Origin of the sequence: Parahoeflea alexandrii (genome assembly GCF_027214025.1) — a bacterium.
In the GTDB taxonomy this organism is placed as follows: domain Bacteria; phylum Pseudomonadota; class Alphaproteobacteria; order Rhizobiales; family Rhizobiaceae; genus Hoeflea; species Hoeflea alexandrii_A.
In genome coordinates this window covers 1185210-1211121 of the sequence record NZ_JAPWHB010000001.1, presented here as the reverse complement: position 1 = coordinate 1211121, position 25912 = coordinate 1185210, and the positions used below count along the sequence as shown (strand labels likewise).

General features: G+C 60.5%; 27 protein-coding genes, 1 tRNA gene and 1 pseudogene. 19 read left to right on the top strand and 10 right to left on the bottom strand.

Annotated features, from left to right (window positions below):
• The first annotated feature begins 614 nt into the window (after positions 1 to 614).
• Positions 615 to 1673: a class I SAM-dependent methyltransferase gene (locus O4H62_RS05990; protein WP_269386215.1), complete on the top strand. Its 1059-nt coding sequence runs from the start codon at positions 615 to 617 to the stop codon at positions 1671 to 1673.
• Between the two features lie 53 nt (positions 1674 to 1726).
• Here O4H62_RS05990 and O4H62_RS05985 read toward each other — a convergent pair whose 3' ends face one another.
• The 4 genes and pseudogenes from O4H62_RS05985 to O4H62_RS05970 all read right to left on the bottom strand — a co-directional run bounded on the left by O4H62_RS05985 (position 1727) and on the right by O4H62_RS05970 (position 6490).
• On the bottom strand, positions 1727 to 2743 hold the full coding sequence (locus tag O4H62_RS05985) for an HNH endonuclease domain-containing protein (protein WP_269386214.1): 1017 nt from the start codon (positions 2741 to 2743) through the stop codon (positions 1727 to 1729).
• A gap of 271 nt (positions 2744 to 3014) precedes the next feature.
• Positions 3015 to 3226, bottom strand: a pseudogene (locus tag O4H62_RS05980) (transposase); the annotation flags it as partial.
• A 214-nt stretch (positions 3227 to 3440) separates the two neighbouring features.
• Positions 3441 to 3517, bottom strand: a tRNA-Arg gene (locus O4H62_RS05975).
• 306 nt (positions 3518 to 3823) lie between these two features.
• Positions 3824 to 6490 carry a bifunctional diguanylate cyclase/phosphodiesterase gene (locus O4H62_RS05970; protein ID WP_269386213.1) on the bottom strand — a complete coding sequence of 889 codons (2667 nt, stop codon included), beginning with the start codon at positions 6488 to 6490 and terminating at the stop codon, positions 3824 to 3826.
• A 508-nt stretch (positions 6491 to 6998) separates the two neighbouring features.
• Between O4H62_RS05970 and O4H62_RS05965 the strand changes: the two genes are divergently transcribed.
• The 3 genes from O4H62_RS05965 to O4H62_RS05955 all read left to right on the top strand — a co-directional run bounded on the left by O4H62_RS05965 (position 6999) and on the right by O4H62_RS05955 (position 10067).
• The gene (locus O4H62_RS05965) at positions 6999 to 7955 is read left to right on the top strand and encodes a tripartite tricarboxylate transporter substrate binding protein (RefSeq protein ID WP_269386212.1); all 957 of its coding nucleotides are present in this window, start codon (positions 6999 to 7001) and stop codon (positions 7953 to 7955) included.
• A gap of 134 nt (positions 7956 to 8089) precedes the next feature.
• Positions 8090 to 9616 (top strand): tripartite tricarboxylate transporter permease, encoded by a 1527-nt coding sequence (locus O4H62_RS05960; RefSeq protein ID WP_269386211.1) that lies wholly within the window; start codon positions 8090 to 8092, stop codon positions 9614 to 9616.
• Positions 9597 to 10067: a tripartite tricarboxylate transporter TctB family protein gene (locus tag O4H62_RS05955; protein WP_269386210.1), complete on the top strand. Its 471-nt coding sequence runs from the start codon at positions 9597 to 9599 to the stop codon at positions 10065 to 10067. The genes O4H62_RS05960 and O4H62_RS05955 overlap by 20 nt, the downstream gene beginning before the upstream one ends.
• A gap of 599 nt (positions 10068 to 10666) precedes the next feature.
• Here O4H62_RS05955 and O4H62_RS05950 read toward each other — a convergent pair.
• Positions 10667 to 11551 (bottom strand): NAD-dependent epimerase/dehydratase family protein, encoded by an 885-nt coding sequence (locus O4H62_RS05950; protein ID WP_269386209.1) that lies wholly within the window; start codon positions 11549 to 11551, stop codon positions 10667 to 10669.
• 39 nt (positions 11552 to 11590) lie between these two features.
• A complete protein-coding gene (locus O4H62_RS05945) occupies positions 11591 to 12781 on the bottom strand; it encodes an NAD(P)/FAD-dependent oxidoreductase (RefSeq protein WP_269386208.1) in 1191 nt (396 codons plus the stop codon).
• A 176-nt stretch (positions 12782 to 12957) separates the two neighbouring features.
• Here O4H62_RS05945 and O4H62_RS05940 point away from each other — a divergent pair, with 176 nt between their 5' ends.
• Complete coding sequence (locus tag O4H62_RS05940) at positions 12958 to 14064, top strand: hypothetical protein (protein WP_269386207.1); 1107 nt, start codon at positions 12958 to 12960, stop codon at positions 14062 to 14064.
• 94 nt (positions 14065 to 14158) lie between these two features.
• Here the strand turns inward: O4H62_RS05940 and O4H62_RS05935 are convergent, their stop codons facing one another.
• On the bottom strand, positions 14159 to 14422 hold the full coding sequence (locus O4H62_RS05935; protein ID WP_269386206.1) for a hypothetical protein: 264 nt from the start codon (positions 14420 to 14422) through the stop codon (positions 14159 to 14161).
• Between the two features lie 98 nt (positions 14423 to 14520).
• On the opposite strand from O4H62_RS05935, the gene O4H62_RS05930 reads away from it, so the two are divergent.
• The 14 genes from O4H62_RS05930 (at position 14521) to ureG (ending at position 23376) form a co-directional block, all read left to right on the top strand.
• A complete protein-coding gene (locus O4H62_RS05930; RefSeq protein WP_269386205.1) occupies positions 14521 to 14787 on the top strand; it encodes a hypothetical protein in 267 nt (88 codons plus the stop codon).
• Positions 14788 to 14912: 125 nt separating this feature from the next.
• Positions 14913 to 15788, top strand: a complete 876-nt coding sequence (locus O4H62_RS05925) for an urease accessory protein UreD (RefSeq protein WP_269386204.1) — start codon at positions 14913 to 14915, stop codon at positions 15786 to 15788.
• A gap of 10 nt (positions 15789 to 15798) precedes the next feature.
• Positions 15799 to 16101, top strand: coding sequence for an urease subunit gamma (locus O4H62_RS05920; RefSeq protein WP_269386203.1), 303 nt, complete (start codon positions 15799 to 15801; stop codon positions 16099 to 16101).
• Between the two features lie 135 nt (positions 16102 to 16236).
• Positions 16237 to 16827 (top strand): HupE/UreJ family protein, encoded by a 591-nt coding sequence (locus O4H62_RS05915; RefSeq protein WP_269386202.1) that lies wholly within the window; start codon positions 16237 to 16239, stop codon positions 16825 to 16827.
• Positions 16828 to 16856: 29 nt separating this feature from the next.
• The gene (locus tag O4H62_RS05910) at positions 16857 to 17162 is read left to right on the top strand and encodes an urease subunit beta (RefSeq protein WP_269386201.1); all 306 of its coding nucleotides are present in this window, start codon (positions 16857 to 16859) and stop codon (positions 17160 to 17162) included.
• Between the two features lie 39 nt (positions 17163 to 17201).
• Positions 17202 to 18017: a cyclase family protein gene (locus O4H62_RS05905; RefSeq protein WP_269386200.1), complete on the top strand. Its 816-nt coding sequence runs from the start codon at positions 17202 to 17204 to the stop codon at positions 18015 to 18017.
• Positions 18017 to 18355 (top strand): hypothetical protein, encoded by a 339-nt coding sequence (locus O4H62_RS05900; protein ID WP_269386199.1) that lies wholly within the window; start codon positions 18017 to 18019, stop codon positions 18353 to 18355. Before O4H62_RS05905 ends, O4H62_RS05900 begins: the two co-directional genes overlap by 1 nt.
• Positions 18352 to 18774 carry a lysozyme inhibitor LprI family protein gene (locus O4H62_RS05895; protein ID WP_269386198.1) on the top strand — a complete coding sequence of 141 codons (423 nt, stop codon included), beginning with the start codon at positions 18352 to 18354 and terminating at the stop codon, positions 18772 to 18774. Before O4H62_RS05900 ends, O4H62_RS05895 begins: the two co-directional genes overlap by 4 nt.
• Before the next feature lie 56 nt (positions 18775 to 18830).
• Positions 18831 to 20543, top strand: a complete 1713-nt coding sequence (ureC, locus tag O4H62_RS05890; RefSeq protein ID WP_269386197.1) for an urease subunit alpha — start codon at positions 18831 to 18833, stop codon at positions 20541 to 20543.
• Positions 20544 to 20663: 120 nt separating this feature from the next.
• Positions 20664 to 21113, top strand: a complete 450-nt coding sequence (locus tag O4H62_RS05885; RefSeq protein ID WP_269386196.1) for a host attachment protein — start codon at positions 20664 to 20666, stop codon at positions 21111 to 21113.
• 8 nt (positions 21114 to 21121) lie between these two features.
• Positions 21122 to 21634: an urease accessory protein UreE gene (locus O4H62_RS05880; protein ID WP_269386195.1), complete on the top strand. Its 513-nt coding sequence runs from the start codon at positions 21122 to 21124 to the stop codon at positions 21632 to 21634.
• Between the two features lie 96 nt (positions 21635 to 21730).
• Positions 21731 to 22027, top strand: a complete 297-nt coding sequence (locus O4H62_RS05875) for a putative quinol monooxygenase (protein ID WP_269386194.1) — start codon at positions 21731 to 21733, stop codon at positions 22025 to 22027.
• 57 nt (positions 22028 to 22084) lie between these two features.
• Positions 22085 to 22747, top strand: a complete 663-nt coding sequence (locus O4H62_RS05870) for an urease accessory protein UreF (RefSeq protein ID WP_269386193.1) — start codon at positions 22085 to 22087, stop codon at positions 22745 to 22747.
• Positions 22744 to 23376: an urease accessory protein UreG gene (gene ureG, locus O4H62_RS05865; protein ID WP_269386192.1), complete on the top strand. Its 633-nt coding sequence runs from the start codon at positions 22744 to 22746 to the stop codon at positions 23374 to 23376. Before O4H62_RS05870 ends, ureG begins: the two co-directional genes overlap by 4 nt.
• 20 nt (positions 23377 to 23396) lie before the next feature.
• Here ureG and O4H62_RS05860 read toward each other — a convergent pair whose 3' ends face one another.
• Genes O4H62_RS05860 through O4H62_RS05850 form a run of 3 tightly spaced genes read right to left on the bottom strand, consistent with a single transcriptional unit; the run spans position 23397 to position 25912 of the window.
• Positions 23397 to 24131: a proteasome-type protease gene (locus tag O4H62_RS05860; RefSeq protein WP_269386191.1), complete on the bottom strand. Its 735-nt coding sequence runs from the start codon at positions 24129 to 24131 to the stop codon at positions 23397 to 23399.
• 37 nt (positions 24132 to 24168) lie between these two features.
• Complete coding sequence (locus O4H62_RS05855; RefSeq protein WP_269386190.1) at positions 24169 to 24963, bottom strand: transglutaminase family protein; 795 nt, start codon at positions 24961 to 24963, stop codon at positions 24169 to 24171.
• 4 nt (positions 24964 to 24967) lie between these two features.
• The gene (locus O4H62_RS05850) at positions 24968 to 25912 is read right to left on the bottom strand and encodes an alpha-E domain-containing protein (RefSeq protein WP_269386189.1); all 945 of its coding nucleotides are present in this window, start codon (positions 25910 to 25912) and stop codon (positions 24968 to 24970) included.

Below are 25912 nucleotides of genomic sequence, written 5' to 3'. Positions count from 1 at the left end.
AGCCCGAATCACTGTATGCTGGCATCATTGCGTCCATGACGTCCCGCTCTGCTCGCACGAGTTCTTGATAGGTGCCGGCAAATTGGGCGCACAAGAACGTAAGCTCGCCCTCAAACACGTTGAGGAATTTCTTGACGTGGTACCGGCCGGTCGGGCTGTGCTGCTCCCTCAGATACTCCTGAAACCGCTCACGCAGGGGACGCTTGGTGCGCCCTACATACATGGGGTATCGAACGGACGGGAGCGCAAATGGAGGGGGCCCGACAACGAAGCAATAAACCCCTTTGACTTGTGGGACTTGTGTAATCGAGTGGGGCCGAAAGGGTATTTCTTCCCATGTTAACGCATTCGCGCTATCGAAAGTTGCCCACCGAGCAGGGATCGGCTGGCAGGTTATCAAACGCAACTCCAGACCCGCCATACCCTCTAAAAACGCTCTCATTTATGTTTTTTCGCCCCGTCGATTATTTCATTGCGCACACTATATCGACTTTACTAACCCTCCGTTGCAGTCATCCACTTTTTCAGCCAATAGTGCAACCTCAGTGCTCAGGCAATAGCCTAATACTGGAGTAAAATACGCCGCTTACCAAAGTGCGCAGATGAGAGGGTCGATGACTACCAATCAGGATGTTCCGGTCCGAGCCGACGACCGCATCGAACAGAGGATGCTCGAGGCCTACGGCCAGAATTCCGAGAACTTCCGAGCGCTAAATCAGCTCATGTGGCAAATTCCCTTGCTGGCGATGACGCTAACCGGGGGGCTTTGGTTCGGGGTTTCGATGGCGGACTCCGCCCCGCTATTTCAGTTTTGTCTTTTAGGCTTGGCGGCTGCCGGGAATTTCGGTCTCTGCCTCGTGCTCACACGACTGCGTTACATCATGGAGTGTCACCTCATTTGGCTGCGGAACTTCGAGCCGTCTGTGTTCGTGGGCGCCCCCGGTGATGGTTGGTTTACGAAACCATTTCTGGTTCGAAGAACCTTCCAAATCATGTTAGTGCTTGCAGCGTTAGCGAGCGTGATATTGATGGCAATTACAGCGAAGCAGGCCGGCTGGATCGGAAACGGTATCAGCGGGGCATCGGTAGAGTTCTACAACCAGCAGGCTCAGAACCTTGCTGACCTGTATGAAGTCGTACCGTTCGAGGCTGCGCATCCAGCCCTAGTGGATGGTCTGAAAGGCAAATCTCCCCTGAGTGTCCTCGATGTGGGGGCGGGGACTGGGCGCGACGCATCGTGGATAGCTGAACAAGGCCACGTCGTTATCGCAGCCGAGCCTTCCGAATCTTTCAGGCGCATTGCACAAAAAATCCACGTGAACCCACGTGTCATATGGATTGACGACAGACTTCCCGGCCTGAAGGCAATTAAAGCGGAGCGGTTCGATTGGATAGTTGTAAGTGCTGTTTGGATGCACATCCATCCAGCTGATCGTCCGGCAGCGCTTGCCCGTTTGAAATCTCTGCTGACGGTATCCGGCAAAGTATATCTGACTTTACGGCTGGGGCCTGCAGATCCTGACCGGGCCATGTTTAATGTCTCCCTAGATGAGCTCCGAACGATAGCGTTGCCGTTAGGTCTTCAGGTGGAGGAGAAAGGCGTAAGAGATGATCTCCTTGATCGACCTGAGATAAAATGGATGAGTGTCATTTTGAGAAGAATCGAAACTTAGACGGCGCCCAGCCTGCAAATAGCTGAAGCTAACACTGCCCTGCGCCGTCATGCTCAGGGCCAATCAGTAGGAAATCCCATTCGCTTAGCTATTGCCAACATCGGCAACACATTTCCCACGTAGGCCTCTCGGAGAGCCCTCTCATCACTAAGTTGCTCTGGCGACAACCGAAGATCCGTACAATACTGATCCAAGAACGTGCTTTCAGATTTCCTCGCGTGCCCCAGAGCTGCGGTTACGACATGATGGTGTAGCTTAATCAGCTCATCAAGATGTCCGTCTAGCGGGAGGCGAGCCCCTTTCGAAAAGTTGACCTTTTTCGAAACAGGCGCAAGATTCCAGATCCGATCGTGGCCTACAAAACTTCGAGGCAAAAAGTGATCGAGTGTCAGATCGGACTCACAGACATTTTGCTGGGTGTAGATGCAGACGATTGGCTTGCCTAACATATTCTGCAGGAAAAACGTCTTTTCGCGAGCGAGATTGTTATGTCTCGCCGGCGGCGCCAGCTTCTCAAGTGTCACAGGTATATTCGGGTTTCGAGCCTGAACCCACGCAAGCCAGGCGCCGTCTGCCCATCCTCTTACTATTGGTATATTGACCTTTAGATATTCCTTCCATTCAGGATAAAGTTCGATCCCATCATCATGAACTTTGTAGAGGGGATTAAACTGCGCGCTCGTCTTCCACGGGCTGAGCAATGCCTCGGGAACATAACGCAGGCAGCCTCTGGCTCTTTCAGTCTTTACCGCCTTCAGCGCAAGAGCGAGTGCTTCCCGTTGTCTGAGCTTCTCGTTCACCACATCACCAATCGAGGCCACAAGCTTCGTTAAGGTGTCGTTGCCGGCGGCATTCCCAATCGCCAAGCGTCCAACCACTGCGGGCCACCACGCGGAAATTAGCATCTCGGCTAGGATCTCGCTGAAAGCGATACGAGCGCAATCCTTTTCGATTAACCGGGCAAGTATAGCCCGAAAAAACAGAAATTTGTACGATTGAGTGCAATTTCGGAAAAGCTGCGCTAGGCGGGCAACCTCCATGTCCTCGTGCGTAGACAGTTGAGTTTCCAAACCTGACCTCTCCTGTTGTACCGATATCTGCGAACGTTTGTTCCAGCGTGTATTAACGAACATTAAAATGCCGGCCAAGGAAAGGATTGAAAGCTTTCCACGAAATATGGCGATGCCTCAAATATGCGCGGAGGGAAGCTCGCAAAATCAGCTTGAGGCGGAGCAATTCAGCAAAAGATCGAATTAGGCAATATTACGCTGCGACACATCGTGTCCCGTAGCGTGGCATAGCTTTTGACATCCGTGACGCCTTCCGGTTTGGGCAGGGATATCATCGTGCCACGGTAGGCAGGCAGATGAGCGGATCATCGCTCATCTGCGCGATGGTTTCCAACGTCATGTATAGGGACCGCTGGACCGCCAATTCGTAGTTCTGTCGAGGAGCAGAGCACCGACGAGACGGATGAGGACGTCTTCGTTGGGAAAGATGCCGACGACTTTGGTGCGTCGCTTGATTTCGCCGTTGAGGCGTTTGATGGGCGATTCCACGCGCGCGAGCGCTGTCTCTCCTGTCCGGGTCGGACCGTGCGCTTACTTCGGTTCGATGGCCGATCTTGCAAGGTCATGTGATTAGAGAAATTGGACACACGCCAAAAACCCTCGAAAACACGAGTCAGTGCGCCAATAATTGGTGAGTTTCTGGTGAGTTAACGGTCGCGTCAGGAATATCGAAACCCAGCTAAGCTTTTGAATTTATTGGCGCACCCGACAGGATTCGAACCTGTGACCTCTGCCTTCGGAGGGCAGCACTCTATCCAGCTGAGCTACGGGTGCATCCGTGGCGCTTGGCGTACGGCGGGTCTGCCGGAAAGGGCATGACCTGTGCGGCGCAAAGCAGCTGACAAGCGGTCTTCTAGCTGATCGCGGGCGGCGCATCAACGCCGAAAATGGTTTCTCCGGTCCGAATTCGCGGACTGCTGGCCTCGGACCGCTGGCATCAGGCGCGATGCGGCTGCGGCGAGTTATCTGTCTGCGGTGCGACGAAGCGTCAGGACTGTTGCAGCCATCCGTGCCGCACGGGCGCCCGGTTGCCGGTTGCAACTCCTCGCCGGCATCGGCGGAGGGCCGCCAGGCAAGGCTTCAGGCCACCTGCCGCCAGCCTTCCCTGCGCACGAAGGCCATCAGCTCATCCGAAGCCATCGGACGGGCAAGCGCAAAGCCCTGCAGCGTGTCGCAGCCGATATCACGCAGGATGGCGGCATGTTCGCGTGTTTCGACGCCTTCGGCCACAACCTTGATGCCCAGCGATTGGCCGATGTCGATGATCGATGCGATGAGGTTGCGCTGGCTGGCGGAGCGGACCAGCGGTGCGATCAGCTGCCGGTCGATTTTCAGCCGGTTCGGTTTGACCTGCACAAGGCTGACAATGGAGGCGAAGCCGGTGCCGAAGTCGTCGATCTCGATGTCGATGCCAAGGGCCTTGAGATGGGCGATGTTGGAGACGATGGTCTCGTTCTTGTCGTCCAGGAAGATCGATTCGAGCAATTCGAACGAGAGCGTGCCGGGATCGAAAGCCAGGCCGTTCAGACTCTCGATCAGATCGTCATCGTAAAGCCTTCCGGCTGAAACATTGACCGACATTTTGGGGATCGAAATGCCGGCCGCCTTCCAGCGGGTCGATTGCCACAAGGTCTGCTCAAGGATGGAGCGATCGATCAGCGGCACCACATTGAGCTCGCCCGCGGTCTTGAGGAATTTGTCCGGCGCGAGCACGCCTTCGGTTGGATGGATCCAGCGCACCAGCGCCTCGACGCCGACAATATCCAGCGTCCTGGCATCGAACTGGGGCTGGAAATACGGTACGAACTCGTTCCGGTCGAGCCCGTTGAGAATGTCATCGGCGACGCGCTTGGTGCGGATGATTTCGGCTTTCAGCGCGGCATTGAAAAACTCGTGGCGGTTGCGTCCGTTGCTCTTGGCCCGGTAGAGCGCGATATCCGCATCGACAAGCAGGCGCTTGCCGCAATGCGCCTTGTCCGGGTCGGCCATCGCAATGCCGATGCTGACGCCGAAACGGCATTCATGTCCCTCATAGGGCACTGGCTCGCGCATTTTCATAATGATCCGGCTGGCCAGCGCCGCCAGTTGCACCTCGCTGGTCTTCGATGCAATGGCAATGATGAACTCGTCGCCACCGATCCGGGCAACGAAATCGCCGGCGCGCACGCTGCTCGACAGCACCGAAGCGGCATGGGTCAGCATGGCGTCTCCGGCGGCATGACCCAGCGTGTCGTTGATCTGCTTGAAGCGGTCGAGATCGATATGCAGCAGTGCGGTAACAGTGGCCCCGGCCGGTTCGCCGGCAAGCTTCTTGTCGAGGAACCGGCGGTTCGGCAGTCCGGTCAGGCTGTCGTGCAGCGAGTTGCGCTCCATCTGGGCGCGGGCTTCTTCAAGCTCCCTGTTGCGTTGCTCGGCGCTCTGCTTGGCTGCGAGCAGGCTCGCGTTGAGTTCGATGTCAGACGAGACATCCCAGTTCACCCCGACGATGTACCGCTGGCCGTCGGGATTCGTGTGCACGGCGCCGACGGAGCGAATCCACCTTGTCACGCCGTCGTGGGTCATCACGCGGAAGTTGGAATGATAGGTGCTGCCGTCTTTGAGTGCCTGGTCGAATGCCGTTTTGGCTTGCAGGCGGTCTTCGGCAAAAACCGCCTTGCGCCAGGTGTCGAGCGTGACTTGCCCGACATCGCTGGAAACCCCGTAGAGTTCCCGCATCCGGCTGTCCCATGTCAGTTCCGACGTGCCGAGGTTGAGCTCCCAGACGCCGATCCTCGAGGTGTCGAGGGCGAGCTGGTGGCGTTCTGACAGCCGTTGAAGCTGGCGCTGGCGGCGGGCGAGCTCCTGCATGTGGGTGTGGCGCAGATCGTTCAGGTATCCGGCGATGGAGATCGGAAGGATAACCAGCAAGCCGGCAAGCAGGATGAGAAACCGCATCTGCCAGGCATTCTCGGGCGTGCTGGACCAGCCGGCTGCGGGAATGGCCGCAATCTGCCAGCTTCCGTTTGGCAGGGAAACCTGGGATGTCACCGGATCGTTACTGAAGATTTCCGGGTCGCCAAAGAAAATATCGCCTTCTCCGCCGGTTGCGTCTTGCCCCCGAATGGCAATCCTGACCGGCAACTCGGTGGAGAGGAGGCCGCTTGCTTCGTAGAGCATCTCCACGTCGACGACGGCTGACACAAGCCCCCACAGTTCCTTGCTGCCGGCATCGTCCCTGACGAAAACCGGAAAGCGGCCGACAAACCCCTGTCCGCCCTGCAAGAGATTTACCGGACCAGCCAGCACCATTTCTTCCGTATGGACCGCGCGCATTGCGGCTTCGCGCTGGCTTTTGTTCGTCCGGTAATCAAGGCCGATTGCCTGCTCGTTACCCTCCATCGGATACATCAGGCTGACGACCAGCCCGGGTGCGCCGGCAATATTGCGCAGTTGCGAGTGCTTGCCGACCAGCCCTCTGGCAATGCTGGCAAAGCGCGCCTGGTCCATGTCGGGTTGCGTTGCAATCACCGAGACCAGGCCGCGGACAAGTTGGATGTTGCTGTTGATGTTGCCTTCCAGTTTCGCCCGCACCAGTCCAAGCTGTTCGCTGACTTTGGCGTGGGAAGCCTGATAATGAACGATGCGGTTCTGGTATTCGGCGAACACGCCTGCGGCGACCGCAACGACAAGTGCTATGACGCCTGCAATGACACTTGGTCTCAGGAACAGGTGACCGCGTTTCAAATTGAGGCTGGAACTTCTTGACATCGCAATCCACAGGTAACCGTTGGTGAGTGCCGGAAGCCATGGATGGGGCACGGCAGGGCGGATCTCACTTCGGGGCAATGCTAATTCAGCGGATTGTAATAAATGACTAATGTTTTTGCCAAAATCTGGCCCCGGAATGTAGATCGGGTAGCGCAACTCCATGAAAAGCGGGTACTTTCTTCCGTCCGGTCCAGTAGATCGGATTTGGTCTCGGCCTGTGTGACTGTGCCCGGCTTTGATGTGTCCTGCACGGAGGTCTGAAGCGCGCGTGAGACGAGACTTGTCAGCACCGCGTTGTCACGCCTGTGGTTGAAACCGGTGTCAGAGCATCGTTTTTATCTGGGCCACATTTTCCTCAACACGCATGACAAACCGGATTTCACCTGATTAAATGATCCGGCTGCAGGGCCTCCGACCTGGGAGAGAAGGATGGGTGAGGGGGCAATCGACAGTTTCATTGCAAGCGGCGATGAAAGCGCTTGCATCCAGAATTATTTGGGAGGAAAGCATGTTGAAACTGAAATTCGTCAAGACGCTGGTGGTTGCATCCGCGGTCTCGCTTGTTGCCGCGACCGGTGCCCTGGCGTTTCCGGAAAAGTCGATCGAATACATCATACCGTTCGGTCCGGGGGGTGAATCAGACATTTCCGCCCGCTTCCAGCAGCCTTTCTTCAAGGACAAGTTCGGCCAGGATCTCGTGGTCTCCTACAAGCCCGGCGGCGGCGGCGCGGTCGGTTGGGCCCAGCTCAACTCCATGGCCGGCGATGGCTACACGATCATGGGCATCAACCTGCCGCATATTGTCATTCAGCCCGCGCAAAAGGATGTCGGTTACACCACCGAGGACATCAAGGCGTTCTACATGTTCCACTACACGCCTGACGCGATCGTGGTGACGGCGGACAGCCCCTACCAGACGCTTGAAGACCTGATTGCCGACGCGAAAGCCAATCCCGGATCTGTGACCATGTCCGGCTCCGGCAAGGCGACTGCCAACCATCTTGCTCAGATCCGGTTCGACAAAATGGCCGGCATCAAGACCACCTATGTGCCGTTCAAGGGAACCGGCGCTTCGGTTACCGCCATGCTCGGCAAGCAGGTCAAGGCACAGTGGGGGTACACCACCGTCGGCGCCGCGCAAGGCGATGCGGTGCGGATGCTCGCCGTTGCCATGGAAGAGCGTCATCCGCTGTTCCCCGACGTGCCCACCTTCAAGGAACTCGGCTTCGACATGGTCGGCGGCGCCTATCGCGGCATGGCCGTTCCCAAGGACACGCCGGACGAGACCGTCAAGGCCCTGTCGGACATGTTCGGCGAAATCAATGCCGACGAGGCTTTCCGCAAGCAGATGCTCGATGGCGGATTCGCGCTTCTCGATGTCGGCGTCGATGGCATGGGCGATTTCATGAAGGCCCGCAAGGACGAGTATATCGAGGCGGCAACGGAAGCCGGGCTGCTCAACTGATCCATTTCCCTTCATCCGGGCCGGACAGGCCCGGATGCTCCTTTTGTGAAGTGTGAGGCGAGATAACCGGCAAGCCGTCTTCTGCGGTCGCTGGCCGGCAGTCGCTTGCACGCAAGCTGAATGGACAGTCCGACATGGGTTTTGAACATCTGGCCAATGCACTGACGCTGACCAATCTGGCGCTGGCGCTGTTCGGCGTGGTCGCGGGCACCATCATCGGGTCGATACCGGGATTGTCGGCGACCATGGCCGTCGCGGTGCTGGTGCCGATCACCTTCGCCATGCCGCCGGCTTCGGCGCTGATCCTGCTCGGTGCGATTTACACGGGCGCGATCTACGGCGGCGCCTACTCTGCCATCCTGCTCAACACTCCGGGGACCCCGTCCGCCATCGGAACAACCTTCGACGGCTACCCCATGGCCAAACGCGGAGACGGCGACCTTGCCGTTGCGATTGCCTGCTATGCCAGCGTCTTCGGCGGCATGATCGGCGCGCTGGCGCTGTTGTTGCTCGCGCCGCCCTTGTCTTCCGTGGCGCTCGCCTTCGGGCCGGTCGAGTATCTCTGGCTGTCGATCTTCGGACTGTCGCTGATTGCCTCCTTGTCCACCGGCAACCTGCTCAAGGGACTGGCCGGCGGCGCCTTCGGCCTGCTTCTGTCCTGCGTCGGGGTTGCCGAGATCTCCGCGGACATCCGCCTGACCTTCGGCAGTTCCACCATGATCGGCGGCATCGAGGTGGTCGGCGCTCTGATAGGGCTTTACTGCATTCCGGTGCTGATCGATCTGGTCGCCACGCCCGAACGCCATCTCAAGGTGGAGGAGGGCGGCCGGGCCGTCCGCTTCCGCGAAGGAGCACTCCTTGCCTGGCGCTCGCGCTTCAACCTGCTGCGCTCCTCGATCATCGGCACCGTCATCGGCATCCTGCCAGGGGCGGGCGGTTCGGTGGCGGGCCTCGTCGCCTATTCGGAGGCCAAGCGCACGGCAAAACCCGGCCAGAAATTCGGCGAAGGCGAACCCGATGGCATCATGGCAACCGAAGCCGCCAACAACGCGACCGTCGGCGGCGGCTTCATCCCGACCCTGGTACTCGGCATTCCCGGAACGCCGCCCGATGCCGTGATCCTGGGTGCCCTGCTGGTGCAAGGGGTCCGGACCGGCCCGACCCTGTTCGATAGCGGCGGGTCGATCGTCTACACCTTCATTTTCGGCCTTTTCATCGCCACCATCCTGATGCTGCCGACAGGTCTGTTGATTGGACGCTATGCCTACAAGACCATCGTCACCATCCCCAAGACCATCCTGGTGCCGTCAGTGGGTTTCATGACCATCATCGGCACCTTCGCCATCCGCAATTCGATCTCCGATGTCATCATCATGATCGTGCTGGGAACGGTCGGCTGGGTCCTGTCGCGGTTCGGCTTTGCCGCATCGCCCATCGTGCTGGGCCTGATCCTCGGTCCGATCGCCGAGCAGGGCTTCGTTCAGGCCTGGATCATCGGTGAGGCAACCGGCAATCTCACCGGCATGTTCTTCGGCCGGCCGATCTCGCTGGCGATCATCGCCTTCACCGTCCTGTCGCTGGTCTATCCGGTGATCCAGGGCAGGAGAGCCAAGAAACTTCTTGAAATGCAGGCGGGCTCCAATGCCAAGACAGACGATTGAGACATCATCCAGATCCGGCGGCAAAGACGTCGGAACGCTGATCGTTGCGAGCCTGTTCATCGGTCTCGGTTTGATCACGTTGCACGATGTGACGACCTATTCGGATACCGATTCCGTGGTGTTCCCGACCTTTGTCGCCTATGCGATGATCTTCTGTTCGGTGCTGGTGATCATCGCGTCCTGGCTCAGGCCAAGCCGGGACAACGGTTTCGGCAACGGCGACTGGTGGCGGAGACTACTGCTGGTGGCAACCATGCTGGTTGCCTGCGCCATCATGCCGGTCGGCGGTTTTCTGCCGGCAACGGCAATCGCGTTCGCCGGCGGGCTGATCGCCGCGCGGCACGAGGGCTGGGATGCCCGAAGCGCGGTGGTCTTTTCCGCCTCGGGCATCGCTATCATGGCTGGCTTCTACGCCTTGTTCCGCTTCGCGCTGGGCGTGCCGCTGCCGTGACACAATCCGGCGCTACCTCGCCGGAATAGTGGCTTTATGCCTCAGAGCGATGATCTTCAGGCGTCGCCAAACCTGTTCGGAGTTGTGACGCCATATGGCCAGGCCACGCAAGAAATGGGCAGCCGGGATTGCCATATGCGGGATAGTTATTGCTTATACCTATTACGGCCTGAGGCCATATTCGTGGCAACTGGACCATAGGTGTTGGGAAACCGGAACAGTCCGTGCCGACGAGATTTTCCTCAGAAATGCGTTTGAGTACGAAGCAAGCAAAGTTCACGCTTACTTTTGGAGTTCCGGAAGCAGCCTCGCATCCGCACCTTATGCGAGTTCAATTGATGAATTGGAGGCGCAGTTTCCGGAGTGTTGTGAGATATATCTTGGGCCGCCGGCCGATTTGATCACGTCTCCAGGTTTATGGGCGAGGATTACGAATAGATTTCCGAAGGCAGTTCTTGTTGAACTCCACTTCAGCTACAAATATCAGGGTAGGGTCGTCTCGCATAAGCAAAAGCAGATTACGATGCTGAATGCATGCGCGAAGCCAATTCCCCACTCGCAATATTGAAGATGGAGTGCCTGAAACATTCAGACACGCCTCACTTCACATATTTGCGCCAGTCGTGCTCTTCCTTGAAGCCGAGCATGTCGCGGATCTTGCGGTTCGAGTAGAGCGCTTCATGCTCGCCCATCTCGCGTGTCAGCGGAACGCCGGGGAAGAAGCGGCTGGCAAGTTCTGCCGTCGGCGTGTCCACCGAATTGGTGTCGTTGCCCGCATTGAAGATCTGGAAGCCCAAGCCGTCCGTGCTCAGGCATCGGTCGACGATCTGGCCGAGATCGCGCGCGTCGATGTAGCAGAAGATGTTGCGGCGGCGGACGCCGGGATCGGCGAAGAAGCCGGGGAACCGGTCATATTCGTGCGGTTCCATCACGTTGCCTATGCGAAGCGCGTAGATGTCGAAGCCGGAGCGGCGCTGGAAACTGCGTGCGGTCTGCTCGTTGACGACCTTCGACAGGCCGTAGGAATCCATCGGATTGACATCCATGTCCTCTTCCACGGGAAGGGAGGCAGGGTTGACCTCGCCATCGGCAAAGCAGACGCCGTAGGTCGTCTCCGACGAGGCGATGATGATCTTGCGGATGCCGAGCTTCACCGCTGCTTCTATGACGTTGTAGGTGCCGACGGTGTTGACGCGGAAGGTCTCGTTGTCGGGACGAATGAGGATTCTGGGCACGGCGGCGAAATGCACCACCGCATCGAATTTCGGCACGCCGGTGCCGGGCTCCAGCTCGTCGAAATTGGCGTAGCTGGTCATGACGTTGAACATCTCGCCCGACTGGGTGATGTCGGCGGTCAGATTATCAACGCCGGGATGGTTGAGTGGCGTGAGATCCACATTGACCACCCGGTGCCCCTGGTCGAGAAGGTAGGGAACCACATGTTTGCCGGCCTTGCCGGATCCTCCGGTGAACAATATGCGCATCGCTGTCTCCTCCATCATTCATGCTTTCGATGCAGCGCGTCAGACGCTGCGTCCCGCCGCGGCCCCGGAAGACCACGCCCACTGAAAATTGTGCCCGCCGAGATGGCCGGTCACATCCATCACTTCGCCGATGAAATGCAGGCCGGAAACCAGCCGGCTTTCCATGGTCTTCTGGTTTAGCTGGTTTGTATCAACCCCGCCAAGGGTAACTTCCGCCGTGCGATAGCCTTCGGTGCCGCCGGGGACGATCCGGAAATTGCGGATGCCGGCGACGATCTGTTCTATCGCGGCGTTGCTCAGATCCGCCAGCCGCGACGGTGTGGTGTCGGCCTCGCTGCCCAGTTGCTGCGCCAGCCGCTTGGGCAGGATTTCTCCGAGAACCGTCCAGGCCGAGGCCTTGGGCCGCGTCATCCGTTCCGCCTTGAGACGGGAAGAAAGATCGGCGCTTGGCGCGAGATCGATCATGACCGTGTCACCCTCGCGCCAATAGGACGAGACCTGCAGCATCGCAGGGCCCGAGAGCCCTCGATGGGTAAACAGCATGGCTTCGTCGAATGCCACGCCATTGCATGAGGCATGGACATCAAGTGCGACGCCTGACAGGCTTCCCCAGCTCTCGTGCATGTTGGAAGCCCAGGTGAACGGCACCAGCCCGGCCCTTGTCTCGGTGACTTCATGGCCGAACTGCCGGGCCAGGTCGTAGCCCAGGCCGGTGGCGCCCATCTTGGGTATCGACTTGCCGCCGGTGGCCACGACCAGCGACCGGGAGTGCCATGTGCCGGCGCTGGTGCGTGTTTCAAAGCCGCCGTCTACCTGCCTGACCTCGATGATCTCGGTCGCCAGCTCCAGCCGGGCCCCGGCCTCGCGCATGTCGCCTGTCAGCATCGCGATGATTTCCCGGGCTGACCCGTCACAGAACAGCTGCCCCAGCGTCTTTTCATGAAATGCGATGCCGCGCGCCTTAACCCGCTCGATGAAATCGTGCTGGGTAAACGATTTCAGCGCCGAGATGGCAAAATGCGGGTTGTTTGAAATGAAGTTTTTCGGCGTGCAGTGCAGATTGGTGAAATTGCAGCGTCCGCCGCCGGAAATCCGGATCTTCTCCCCGGGTGCTTTCGCATGGTCGATGACGGTTACTGATCGCCCGCGGCGTCCCGCCTCGATCGCGCACATCATGCCGGCAGCGCCAGCGCCCAGAACGACGACATCCGTTTTGCTGATGGCTGGCATGCGGTCTCCGGAAAAAGCGCCGCCGGTTGGAGCAGGCCGCCTCGTTTGCGAGCGAACCCATTAGCAGACCGGACGCCTGCAACAAACCCCGGACCGTCAACTTCCCCTTGGTTCGGGCAATTGCCAGCGGCACATCAGCGACTGTAGGAAGGCTCAAGCGTTCACCGGATATGACCATGGCCATTGTCTCTTTCGATCTCGATCCCGTTTCCATCAGCATCGATCTCAGCGTCGGACATATCGCCGAGCTGAGAATTCGCGAGGGTGGGCGCATGCTCTCCCCGCTGCACCGTGCGCCGTGGGTCGACAATCCCACCGCCGGGTTTCCGGACGGGACGCCTCCCAACGTCCAGCGTCTGTCGGGCGATTTTCTCTGCGCGCCGTTCGGTCGCAACGATGTCGAGCCCGCCCCCTCGCACGGATGGCCCGCCAACAGCGCCTGGGACCACATCGAGACCATTGGAGGGGAGGGGCGGCTGACGGCAGTGTTCCGGCTGCAGAAAACCGTCATGGGCGCAACCGTTGAGAAACGGATCACCCTGATCGCCGGGCATCCATTTATCTATCAGGAGCACAGTTTTTCGGGTGGCGTCGGTGCCGTTTCCGCCGCCCATCATGTCATGGTTCACATGGCCGATGGCGGCGATCTGGCGGTCTCGCCCAAGCTGAGCGCCCAAACCCCGCCCGACGCCCTGGAAGCCGATCCGGCGCGGGGCCGCTCCATCCTTGCCTATCCTGCGAGGACCGCCGACCTGGCGGCATTTCCGCTGGCAAATGGCGCCATGGCGGACCTGACAAACTATCCCGTTGCTGAAAACCACGAGGATTTTCTCACGCTTGTCGAAATGCCCGGAAACCCTCTCGGCTGGAGCGTTGTCAGCCGCAAGGCGGAACAGGACCGGATCATCGTGCTCAAACGTCCCGATGTGCTGCCGGTCACCATGCTGTGGATGAGCAACGGCGGACGCGATTACGCACCCTGGTCGGGCCGCCACACCGGAGTGCTCGGCATCGAGGATGGAAGAGCGTCAGCCTCGGGACATGCAGATTCGGTCCGGGAAAACGAACTCAACCGGGCAGGGATTCCAACCGCCTTCGATCTCGCCAGTCAGCGAAGGATTGTCATGCGTCAGGTTGTTGGCGCCTGTGCAGCCGGTCAGGGGGAGGGCAGGCTGGGCGATGTATCGATGCAAGACGACGGTCTGATCTTGCACTTTTGCACCGGCGGCGCTCGCAAGCTCGCCTGTGATCAAGAATTCCTATCCGGACAGCCTATCCGTTAAGCTGTCTGATTGCCGGACACGCCAGGCGCGGCATGCATGAAAGCCTCCCCGAACATGGGTCCGGGGAGGCTGTGTCAGGTATTCTCAGCGTCCGTTAGTTGCAGCGTGCCTCGTAGATGACGCCGCGGGAGTCACGGTAGCGGCACATGCCCGGTGTGGTCGCGACCCCGATAAGGGCGCCGGCGGCGCCGCCAATCAGGGCTCCGCCTGCAACGTTGTTGCCGGTTGCTGCGGCGATCAGTGCGCCTGTTCCTGCACCGACAGCGGCGCCGCCTGCGGCCCGTTGCTCGGTTGTGGTGCAGCCAGCCGCGGCAAGAAGGGAAATCGCTGCGAAGGCGGAAAGAACGAGTCTGGTCATCTAAGGCTCCATCGTGATGTACACTATACCAACGGGCGCAAACCTACTCGAATGAGGGTTTGTGCTTCCGGGTCACCGTTTCATTGTACAGGATAACGATGGCCGACACCATCATGGCAATGCTCATCGCAAGTGCAAGCGTTGAAATCAACATGGTCAGTCCTTTCGCCAAAATCTTCGATCGTTTCGCCTGTTCAACGCTGCAAGCCGGGTTTTGGTTGCGTCTGGCTTCGAGATTTTTGTCCCGAATTGCGCGCGGGATTTGGGTGTCCCGGCCGGGAGGAGCCGTTCAGGGCTTCACCGGCACCGAATCGCTGTTGCCGGAAAGGCCGGGCAAGGAGCAGTGCGGGGTGCGCAAAAAATAGCCCTTGTGCCTGCGAATTGATCAGCTCAAGGCCAGGCGCTCGATTCATCTGCATCGGTGATGAAACCCCTTGCGTCAGCGCATGGCTTTTCCGATGATCGGGCCCTGCAACCCAAAAGGACGCCGATGAATTCCCTGCTTCCGCTGCCGTCATCGCAATCGAGCGTGCCCATGCAGCGCACCCGTGGCGGTGGCCGTCTGTCGGTCAAGCAGTCGGCGGGTGAAAGCCGTATCGATCGTCTGTTCCAGGAAGGCGCGGCGCGCATCCGCATCCCGCGTGTTCCGCGCGGTTCTCCGCTTGAGGCGGTGCTGATCAACACCGCCGGTGGTTTGACCGGCGGGGATGCGATGGACTGGGAATTCGAGGCTGGCGAGGCGGCCTCGATGACGCTCGCCACCCAGGCCTGCGAGAAGACCTACAAGGCCCATGGCTGCAGCGAAGCCCGGGTCTCGGTCCGGTTGAAACTCAATCCCGAAAGTTCGCTGGCCTGGCTGCCGCAGGAGACCATCCTGTTCGACAGGGCGCGGCTCTCCCGGTCCATCGAGGTGGACATGACGGCTGGATCAAGGCTTCTGTTGGTCGAGCCGGTCGTCTTTGGCCGGCTTGCCATGAAGGAGGCTGTCACCGAAGGTGAATTCCGGGATCGCTGGCGCATCCGCCTTGATGGGCGTCTGGTCCATGCCGAGAATATGTGCCTTGGTCCACATATCGCCGCAGCTCTTGCGCGTCCGGCTGTTGCCGGCGGCGGACTGGCCATGGCGACCGTGCTGATGATTGCACCCGAAGCCGAAGCCCGGTTGCCGGCGGTGCGTCAGATGATCGGCAAGTCCGGCGGCGCCAGTTTTCTGGTCGCGCGCCCGCCCAACCCGGCAACGCCCGAAACTGGCAAGCTTCTTGCTCGGATTGTTGCCGCCGACAGCTATGAACTGCGCAAGGTGCTCGTACCGTTGATCCGCCTGCTCAATCCGCAAGGCGGCATGCCGAAAGTCTGGTCGATATGAAAGAGACGCCATGAACCTGACACCGAGGGAAAAAGACAAGCTGCTCATCGCCATGGCCGCCATCGTGGCGCGCAAGCGGCTGGAGCGGGGCGTCAAGCTCAACCATCCCGAAGCCATCGCGCTGATCACCGACTTCGTGGTCGAGGGCGCCCGTGACGGCCGCGCGGTCGCCGACCTGATGGAAGCCGGCGCCCACGTGATCACCCGCGATCAGGTGATGGACGGCATCGCCGAGATGATCCACGACATCCAGGTCGAGGCAACCTTTCCCGACGGAACCAAGCTGGTGACCGTGCACGAACCCATCCGGTAGAAACATGTTCTCAATGCAACACGCCCCTCGACGCAGCCTTCTCGCGAAGGCAATACTCGTGAGGCACGTGTGTGCATTCATCCTGACGGCGCGACCAATTGCGGGCGCCGTGCTTACCCATAAAGGACTTTCACGATGATCAGACGTTTTTTTATATCCGCCGCCGCACTCGGCCTGGCAACTGTGCCGGCCTTCGCCCATCTTGACCCGTCGGAGCACGGCTCCTTTGCCGCGGGCTTTTCGCATCCGCTCTTCGGCCTTGACCATATCCTCGTCATGATAGCGGTCGGCCTTTGGGCAGCCTCGCTGAAGGGCCGCGCGATGCTGATCGTCCCGGCGGCCTTCGTCGGCACAATGGGCCTGGGCTTCATTGCCGCGATCGCCGGCATGCCTCTGCCCTTCGTCGAGCCGGTGATCCTGGCGTCCATTATCTTCATCGGCATCATGGTTGCGCTGGCGCTGCCGTTCTCGACCGCCGGCATGGCTGCGGCTGTCGCTTTCTTCGCTTTCTTCCATGGACACGCCCATGGCGGCGAGCTGGGTGAAGCGGGGGCTGCAAGCTTCGCCATCGGTTTCATGCTGGCAACTGCCGTTCTGCATGCGGTCGGCATCGGCCTCGGCATCGCCTTCGGCAAGCTGCAGGGCGGTGATGGCAAGTCCTGGCTGACCCGGGTCGCAGGTGCGGTCACTGCCGCCACCGGGCTTTTGCTGGCATTCGCCGGTTGATCTGAAACAAACAGCAGGAGGGCGTGCCCATGATCCCCGGTGAAGTTCTGACGAAAGATGGCGACATCGAGCTCAATTCCGGCGCGCCTTCCATCACGCTCAAGGTCGCCAACACCGGCGACCGGCCCGTGCAGGTGGGCAGCCATTACCATTTCTTCGAGACCAACGAGGCGCTGAGCTTCGACCGCGAAAAGGCGCGCGGCATGCGGCTTGATATCGCCGCGGGCACCGCCGTGCGGTTTGAGCCGGGCCAGGAGCGCGACATTACGCTCGTGCCGATGTCAGGCGGCCGCGAGATCTATGGATTTCAACAGAAGGTGATGGGGAAGCTCTAAGCCTTCCACCACGCCGAAACAGGGGAAAGGATAGTCGATATGTGCCATGTATGCGTGATCAACAACGTCAAATCCTCAATGCTGTCACGGCGTGACTTCTTCCGAAAATCGGCTGCCGCCGGGCTTGCCGCCACCGCGGCAGGCGCCGTTTCCGCCCGGCCCGCTCTTGCCCAGGCCACCGGGAAAGTGGTCGATCTCACCCATACTTTCGATGGGGATTTCCCGACTTTTGATGGCAAGCCGGGCATTCTCTACACCGAGAATGTCAATTTCGATGCCTCCGGCTACCAGATCTGGGAACTGACGATCTTTGAGCATTCAGGCACCCATATCGATGCGCCGCTGCATTTTTCCAAGGACGGCACCTCGGTCGCCGAACTCGATCCGCAAAACCTGATCTGCCCGCTCTGCATCATCGATATCAAGGCCAAGGCGGCGGACGAGCCCAATTCCATGGTCGAGCCAGAAGACATCGAGGCCTGGGTCAGCGCCCACGGCGACATTCCCGAAGGCGCCTGTGTGGCCATGAATTCCGGCTGGCAGGACAAGCTTGGCGAGCCGGGCTACCGCAACGATGCCGAGGGCAACTTCACCTTCCCGGGCTTCTCCAAGGCCGCCACCGACATGCTCATGGAGATGGGCGCGGCCTCGATCGGCGTCGATACGCTCTCGCTCGATCCGGGCAATTCCGCCGATTTCGCGGTTCACTATTCCTGGCTGCCGAGCGGGCGCTTCGGCATCGAGAACCTCGCCAATCTTGATGAGCTCCCGGCCTCCGGCGCCACCCTGTTTGTCGGAGCCCCGAAGCACCGCAACGGCACAGGCGGTCCCGCCCGCGTCATGGCCATGGTCTGATGCGCCGCAAACCCGCAAATCTGCTTGCGATCTGGCAAACCTGTGCCGGCTTGGGCATGCTGGCTTTCGAGGCTCAGGCCGTGGTCGGAATGCGGTTGCTCGGGATGGCCGGAGCCTGGCCTGTCGCCAGGAACGAAAACCGGAAAATGCTGGCGGAAAAACCGCCGGCGTTTTCCAGGGCCGCAACCGCAGCGGCCGGAAAGGCAGTCTCCGGCGGCCGGCCGGACGAGGTTATTCTGGCCGCCGTCAGGCCGCTGACAAGAACCGCGCGGGCCAACCGCAAGCGCCTCGCCGCCAAGGCGTTGTCCCGTGGGAAAAAGACAAGAGGCAAATCATGACGATGATACAAATCGGGTTGATATGTTCCGTTGCAGGTCTGTTGGCCACCTCCGCGCTGGCCGATGACAAGCCCGATTGCATCGATCCGCAGACCCAGATGGAAATGACCTATTGCGCTGGTGTCGACTACGACAAGGCCGATGCCGACCTCAACGCGCTCTGGCCGGGCATCGTCGCGGCGGCAAAGCAGAATGACGAATACGTGGCCGACATGGCGCGCGAGCGCGGCGTGCCGACGACGCTTGAGGCCCTGCGCAATGCCCAGCGTGCCTGGATCACGTTCCGTGACGCGCAATGCGAATACGAAGCCTATGAAGTCTTCGGCGGGACCATGCAGCCGATGGTCGGAAGCCTCTGCCTGGCGCGGTTGACCCGCGAACGCATCGAGGTTCTGTCCCATGCGCTCGAGAGCCGCTGATGGCCTATTTCTTGCTTGCCTGAACGGGTGAGTAGCAAACGAACCGAGGACCGCCGATGCCCGCCAAGATCTCCCGCTCAGCCTATGCCGCCATGTATGGCCCGACCGTCGGCGACAAGGTCCGGCTTGCCGACACCGAACTGTTCATCGAGGTCGAAAAGGACTTCACCACCTATGGCGAGGAGGTCAAGTTCGGCGGCGGCAAGGTGATCCGCGACGGCATGGGCCAGTCGCAGGTCACCCGCGCCGATGGCGCGGTCGACACTGTCATCACCAATGCGCTGGTGGTCGATCACACAGGCATCTTCAAGGCCGATATCGGCCTGAAGGATGGCCGCATCGCCGCCATCGGCAAGGCCGGCAATCCTGACACCCAGCCTGGCGTCGACATCATTGTCGGTCCCGGCACCGAAGTGATCGCGGGCGAAGGCAAGATTCTCACCGCCGGCGGTTTTGACAGCCACATCCACTTCATCTGCCCGCAGCAGATCGAGGAAGCGCTGATGAGCGGGCTGACCACCATGCTCGGCGGCGGTACGGGCCCGGCGCACGGCACGCTGGCAACCACCTGCACGCCCGGCCCCTGGCACATCGGCCGCATGATCCAGGCCATGGATTCATTCCCGATGAACATCGGCCTGTCGGGCAAGGGCAACGCCTCCAGGCCCGCGGCACTCGAGGAAATGATCCTCGGCGGCGCCTGTGCGCTCAAATTGCATGAGGACTGGGGCACAACGCCGGCGGCCATCGACAATTGCCTTGCCGTTGCCGACCAGTACGACGTCCAGGTGATGATCCACACCGACACATTGAACGAGAGCGGCTTCGTCGAGACCACGGTCGATGCCATCAAGGGCCGCACCATCCATGCCTTCCACACCGAGGGTGCGGGCGGCGGTCACGCGCCCGACATCATCAAGGTCTGCGGGCTCAAGAACGTGCTTCCGTCCTCGACCAACCCGACCCGGCCCTACACGGTCAACACCATCGCCGAGCATCTCGACATGCTGATGGTCTGCCATCATCTCGACAGCGCCATCCCCGAGGACATCGCCTTTGCCGAAAGCCGCATCCGCAAGGAGACGATTGCCGCCGAGGACATCCTGCATGACATCGGCGCCTTCTCGATCATCGCGTCGGACAGCCAGGCCATGGGCCGTGTCGGCGAGGTGATCATCCGCACCTGGCAGACCGCCGACAAGATGAAGCGTCAGCGCGGAGCCTTGCCCGAGGAGACCGGCGACAACGACAATTTCCGCGTCCGCCGCTACATCGCCAAATACACCATCAACCCCGCCATCGCCCAGGGCGTTTCCAAGCACATCGGCTCCATCGAAGTCGGCAAGCGCGCCGATCTGGTGCTGTGGAACCCGGCTTTCTTCGGCGTCAAGCCGGACATGGTGCTGCTCGGCGGCATGATCGCAGCAGCCCCCATGGGCGATCCGAATGCCTCGATCCCGACGCCGCAGCCGGTACATTACCGCATGATGTTCGGTGCCTACGGCAGGGCGCGGACCGAATCCTCCGTCACCTTCGTCAGCCAGGCGGCGATCGAGGACGGTCTTGCGCACAAGCTCGGCACCGCCAAGCAGCTCTGCGCCGTCGAGAACACCCGCGGCGGGATTTCCAAGACCTCGATGCTGCTCAATGACGCGCTGCCGCACATTGAGGTCGATCCGGAAACCTATGAGGTTCGTGCCGATGGCCAGTTGCTGACCTGCGAACCGGCGACGGTCCTGCCGATGGCGCAGCGGTATTTCATGTTCTAGGAAGTCCCGCATGTCTGCGGACGAATGTCTGGATCCTCCTTGTCCGATTGATCCTCGTCAAGCCATGCGGCCCGGATATCGGCGTATATTGGAACTCCGAACGTCGAAAAGGAGAAGCCAATGTCCGGTATCAGGTTGAAGCACAACGGTTGGGTATTGATCGCGGACGGCGAAAAGGCGCTGTTTCTGGAAAACAGGGGCACACCCGACAAGCCGGAACTGCAGGTATTCAATGGCTTCGGGCAGTCCAATCCGAGAACATCGGCCCAGGGTGAAGACCGTCCGGGACGCTTGTCCGATGGGATGGGCAGTGCTCACCGGAGTGCAGTGCAGGAAACCGACTGGCACCGCTTGGCCAAACACGAATTCGCCCATAAGATCGCTTCACTGCTCGATCAGGACGCTCAGGCTGACCGGTTTGAGCAAATCGTGATCGTTGCACCGGCGGTGATCATGGGTGAGTTGCGCAAGTCGCTGTCGGATTCGGTTTCAAGCCGGATTGTTGCGGAAGTGGCGAAGGATCTCACCAAGCACCCGGTGCCTGAAATTGAGAAACTGCTTTTCGGATAGGCAAACGCATGCATCTGCCGACGGTCACATCAGTCACAAGGTCGTTTGACAGTCCCGTCGCAACCATAACGCTGGATGAAACAGCGCGGCATCGCCGGCGCATGCGGATGGTGTCGGACCGCATGGAAAACGGCACCACCATAGCCTTCCTGCTCGATCTGCCGCAGGCGCGGCTGTTGCGCCATGGCGACGGGCTGGTGCTTGACGATGGCCGCATAATCGAGATCCGCGCCGAACCTGAAAAGCTGATGGAGGTGCGGGGCAGGGACGCCCGGCACCTTCTGTCGCTCGCCTGGCAGATCGGCAACCGTCACCTGGCGGCGGAGATCACCGAGACCGCGATCCGGCTCAGAAGCGACCACGTGATCCGCGACATGCTTATCGGCCTCGGCGCTTCGGTTCAGGACATCGAAGCACCATTCGATCCCGAAGGCGGCGCCTATGGCGGGGCGCATGCCAGCCACCATCATGCCGGTCACAGTCACGACCACGGCCATTCCCATGGCCACAGCCATGACTAAGGCGCGCGGCTTGCCTATCCACCTCAATCGGATGCGGACAGCAGCTATTCAGGGAGTCGGCGCGCCGCCGGTTTCGGATGGAACAGGAGACATGTGATGATTTGTGTGATTGCCGATATTTGGATCAGGCCGGAAAGCAACGAGGTGTTCTTCGCCGCCGCGCGCGACATGCTGGCTGCGACGCGGTCGGAGGACGGATGCATCCGCTATGACCTGATGCAGAATATCGAAGATCCCGAACACCTGACCTTCGTCGAGGAATGGCAATCGCGCGAACATCTCTCCGCCCATTTCGAGACCGCGCACATGGCTGTGTGGCGGGCCGCCTCGGCGCCGCATCTGGTCGATCGCAAAGTCAAGATCCTGCATGTGGGCGATGTTGAAAACCTCTAGCGCCAAGGGCCGGGTTTCTGCCGCGCCGGGGTCTGATCTCCGCAAAACGGGGGCGACATGAGTGACACCGTGAGCCTGGTGCGGCTTCTGACCTGGCTGTCGCCGACATTCCCGGTCGGCGGCTTCAACTACAGCCATGGTCTCGAACAGGCTGTGGCGAGCGGGCTGGTGACGGATGCTGCCGGGTTGCTCGATTGGATCCGGCTGTTGCTGGCCGAGGGGTCGGCATGGAACGACGCGGTGCTTCTGGCTGAAGCCTGGAGAGTGGCGGCTTCGGCAGGGGACCTGGCCGCGGTTTCCGAACTGGCGGAAGCGCTTGCCGGTTCCGCCGAGCGGCATCTCGAGACCATGAACCAGGGGATTGCCTTTCTCAAGGCCTCCAGCGCCTGGACCTTGCCTGTGCATCAATCGCTTGACCGCGGCGCGGCCTGGCCGGTGGCGGTGGGCGCTGTCTCGGGCGCCTCCGGGGTTCCTCTCGAGCCGACCCTCGCCGCCTTCCTGCATGCCTTTTCCGCCAACCAGGTCCAGGCCGCGCTGCGGCTGATGTCGCTGGGGCAGGCGGCAGGGGTCGCGGTTATGGCGGCGATCGAGCCGGATATCGCCCAGGTCGCGGCCCGTGGCGCACGGTCGACACTTGACGATCTCGGCTCGTCCGCGCTCAATGCAGAGATCGCCGCGATGAACCACGAAACGCTTAACTCACGGATTTTTCGAACATGACATCATCGAATGGCCCCTTGCGCATCGGTATTGGAGGACCGGTCGGCTCCGGCAAGACGGCGTTGACCGACAAGCTCTGCAAGGCGATGCGCGACACCTATTCCATCGGTGTCATCACCAATGACATCTACACCCGCGAAGACGCGGAAGCCCTGGTGCGCATGCAGGCGCTGCCGTCCGACCGGGTGGTCGGCGTCGAGACCGGCGGCTGTCCGCACACGGCGATCCGCGAGGACGCCTCGCTCAACCTGCGCGCCATCGATGCGCTCAATGAGCGCCATCCCGATCTCGACATCATCTTCATCGAGTCCGGCGGCGACAATCTTGCCGCCACCTTCTCGCCCGATCTCGCCGATCTGACGATCTACGTCATCTCGGTCTGCCAGGGCGAGGAGATCCCACGCAAGGGCGGGCCGGCGATCACCCGCTCGGACCTGCTGCTGATCAACAAGATGGACCTGGCGCCGCATGTCGGGGCCGATCTGTCGGTCATGGAGCGCGATGCATCCGCAGGCCGCAAGGGCCGCCCATATCTGTTCACTGACATGCGCCGCGGCGCCGGCATCGAGGATGTGGTTGCCTTCATCGAGGAAACCGGAGGGCTGCGAACCGCCACGGCGGCGCAATAACCGGCCGGCAATGACCCGGCTCAGTCCCGTTCGAAATCCGGAAGACTGTTGAACGCGGACCGCAGCGCATCCGACCATCCGTCGGATATCTTGCGGTAGTAGGGATCGGTCGCCTGGATGCGTTTCTCGTAGCCCTTGGTCAGGCTGTCGCGGTCATAGAACTGCAGATCCAGCGGCAGGCCGACCGACAGGTTGGATTTCAGCGTCGAATCGAACGAGACATAGAGTAGCTTCGTCGCCATTTCGAAGCTCATGTCCGGATCGTAGGCCCGCACCAGGATCGGCTTTCCGTATTTGTGCTCGCCGATCTGGAAGAACGGGTTGTCCTCCGTGGCTTCGATGAAATTGCCTTCCGGATAGATCAGGAACATCCGCATCGCGCCGCCTGCGACCTGGCCGCCGAGAATGAAGGTGGCACTGAAGGTGGATTCGCTCTGGTGGCCGCCGTCCGATGCCGTCTTGATCACCTCACGCACGGTTTCCCCCACGAGGCGCGCAGCTCCGAACATGGAGGGCACCTCCATGATGTCCGGGTGCCGGTCCTCGGCCGCCTTGGTATGCTCTTCCAGCAGGCTTACAACGGTCTGCGTGGTCGCCAGGTTGCCGGCCGACAGCAGCGTGATCAGGCGGTCGCCGGGTTTGCACCAGGTGTACATCTTCCGGAACGTGGAGATATTGTCGACGCCTGCATTCGTCCGGGTGTCGGACATGAAGACGAGGCCCCGGTTGAGGCGCAGCCCGACGCAATAGGTCATGATTCGCGAATCCGCCCTTAAAAATTCAGCAGGATTCTTATTGCTCCACTGTGATCCGGACTGCAAGCTGTTCTTCACCGCTTCCGGTGCGGACACCCGAGATCGGCGCTGCGTCCTTGTAGTCGAGGCCATAGGCTATGTGCACATAGCGGTCGTCGGGCGATATGTCGTTGGCGGGATCGAAACCGACCCAGCCGAGCCCGTCGACATGGGCTTCCGCCCAGGCATGGCTTGCGGCCTGATCGGGCGTGTCCTCCATCATCAGGTATCCTGACACGTAACGCGCCGGGAAACCCATGACGCGTGCCGCCGCGGCGAAAGCCTGGGCGTGATCCTGGCAGACGCCCTTGCCCGATGCCAGCGCGTCCTCCGCCGCCGTCTTGGTCTGCGTTGCCCCCGGAACATAGGCCATGGCCTGGTGCAGCGCTGACTTGAGCCCGTGAAGCTGGTCGAGCGGCTCGCCCTTTTCGATACTGCGGGCCAGTTCGCGGATCATCTTGCCGGGCTTGGTCAGCGCCGACTCGCGCTGGTAGAGCCACAGCGGCATATAGGCCTTGTGCGGCCCGGACACGCCGATCTTGTCGAAGGTCTCGACGACACCGGAGGCGACCACCCTGATGGCTTCGGTGTCGCGGCTGGCGCTGACCAGTTCCACCACGTTGCCGAAATGATCGATATAGCGCGCCTCGACCTTGCCGCCTTCAACCTCTGTCTTCCAGGATTGCACCCTCTGCAGCGCACTGTTCTGCGGTGTCAGCCTGAGGCGCTGCAGGGCATAGCGGACCGGGTGCGCATAGGCGTATTCAGTCACATGGGAAATCTTGAGCTGCATGAAATCAGTCCTGGTAGAACCGGTAGGCTTCGGAGATCTCGGCAGCAAGCCGGCTGTTCTGGCTGATGAAATCCTGTAGAAACTCGTGCAGGCCGGTGTCCATGATCGCCTGGATCTCCCGCTCGCGCAGCATTCCCAGGGTCTGAGCCGCCGTCTCGTGACAGCTCTCGCGGGCGCCGTATTCCCGTTCGAGATACGACAGGTTCGCATTGATCTTGTCGTAGCAATAGGCCAGCGAACGCGGCATGCGGCCGTTCAGGATCAGGAAGTCGGCGATGTTTGACGGCTTGTAGTCGTCATCATAGACCCAGCCATAGGACCGGTGTGCGGACACTGATCGCAGGATCGATTCCCACTGGACATTGTCGAGCGACGATCCGACATAGGAAACCGCCGGCAGCAGCACGTAGTACTTGACGTCGAGAATGCGCGACGTGTTGTCGGCGCGCTCGATGAAGGTGCCGATGCGCGAGAAATTGTAGAGCTCGTTGCGCAGCATCGTGCCGTGAAAGGCGCCGCGGATCAGCCCTGTGCGCTGCTTGATGTTGTCGATGATCGCCGGCATGTCGGCGCTTGAAGGCCTGCGCGCGAGCTGCGACTTGATATCGAGATAGCATTCGTTGGTTGCTTCCCAGGCCTCGCGGGTCAGCGCGGTTCGCACCATGCGCCCGTTGTTTCTGGCTGCCTCGATGGCGGACAGGATGCTCGAGGGATTGGACTTGTCACGCAGCAGGTAATTGATCGCATCCGCGCTGGTGACTTCGGAATTGGCCGCCGAATAGGCGCTGTAGACGCCGGAGCTGCGCAGCACCGATTCCCATTCTTCCTCGTGTCCGTGCATGCGGGTGAGCGACATGCGCAGGCCGGCATCGATCAGGCGTGCGGTGTTTTCCGCGCGCTCGATGTAGCGGAACATCCAGAAAAGGCCGTTTGCAGTTCTTCCCAGCAT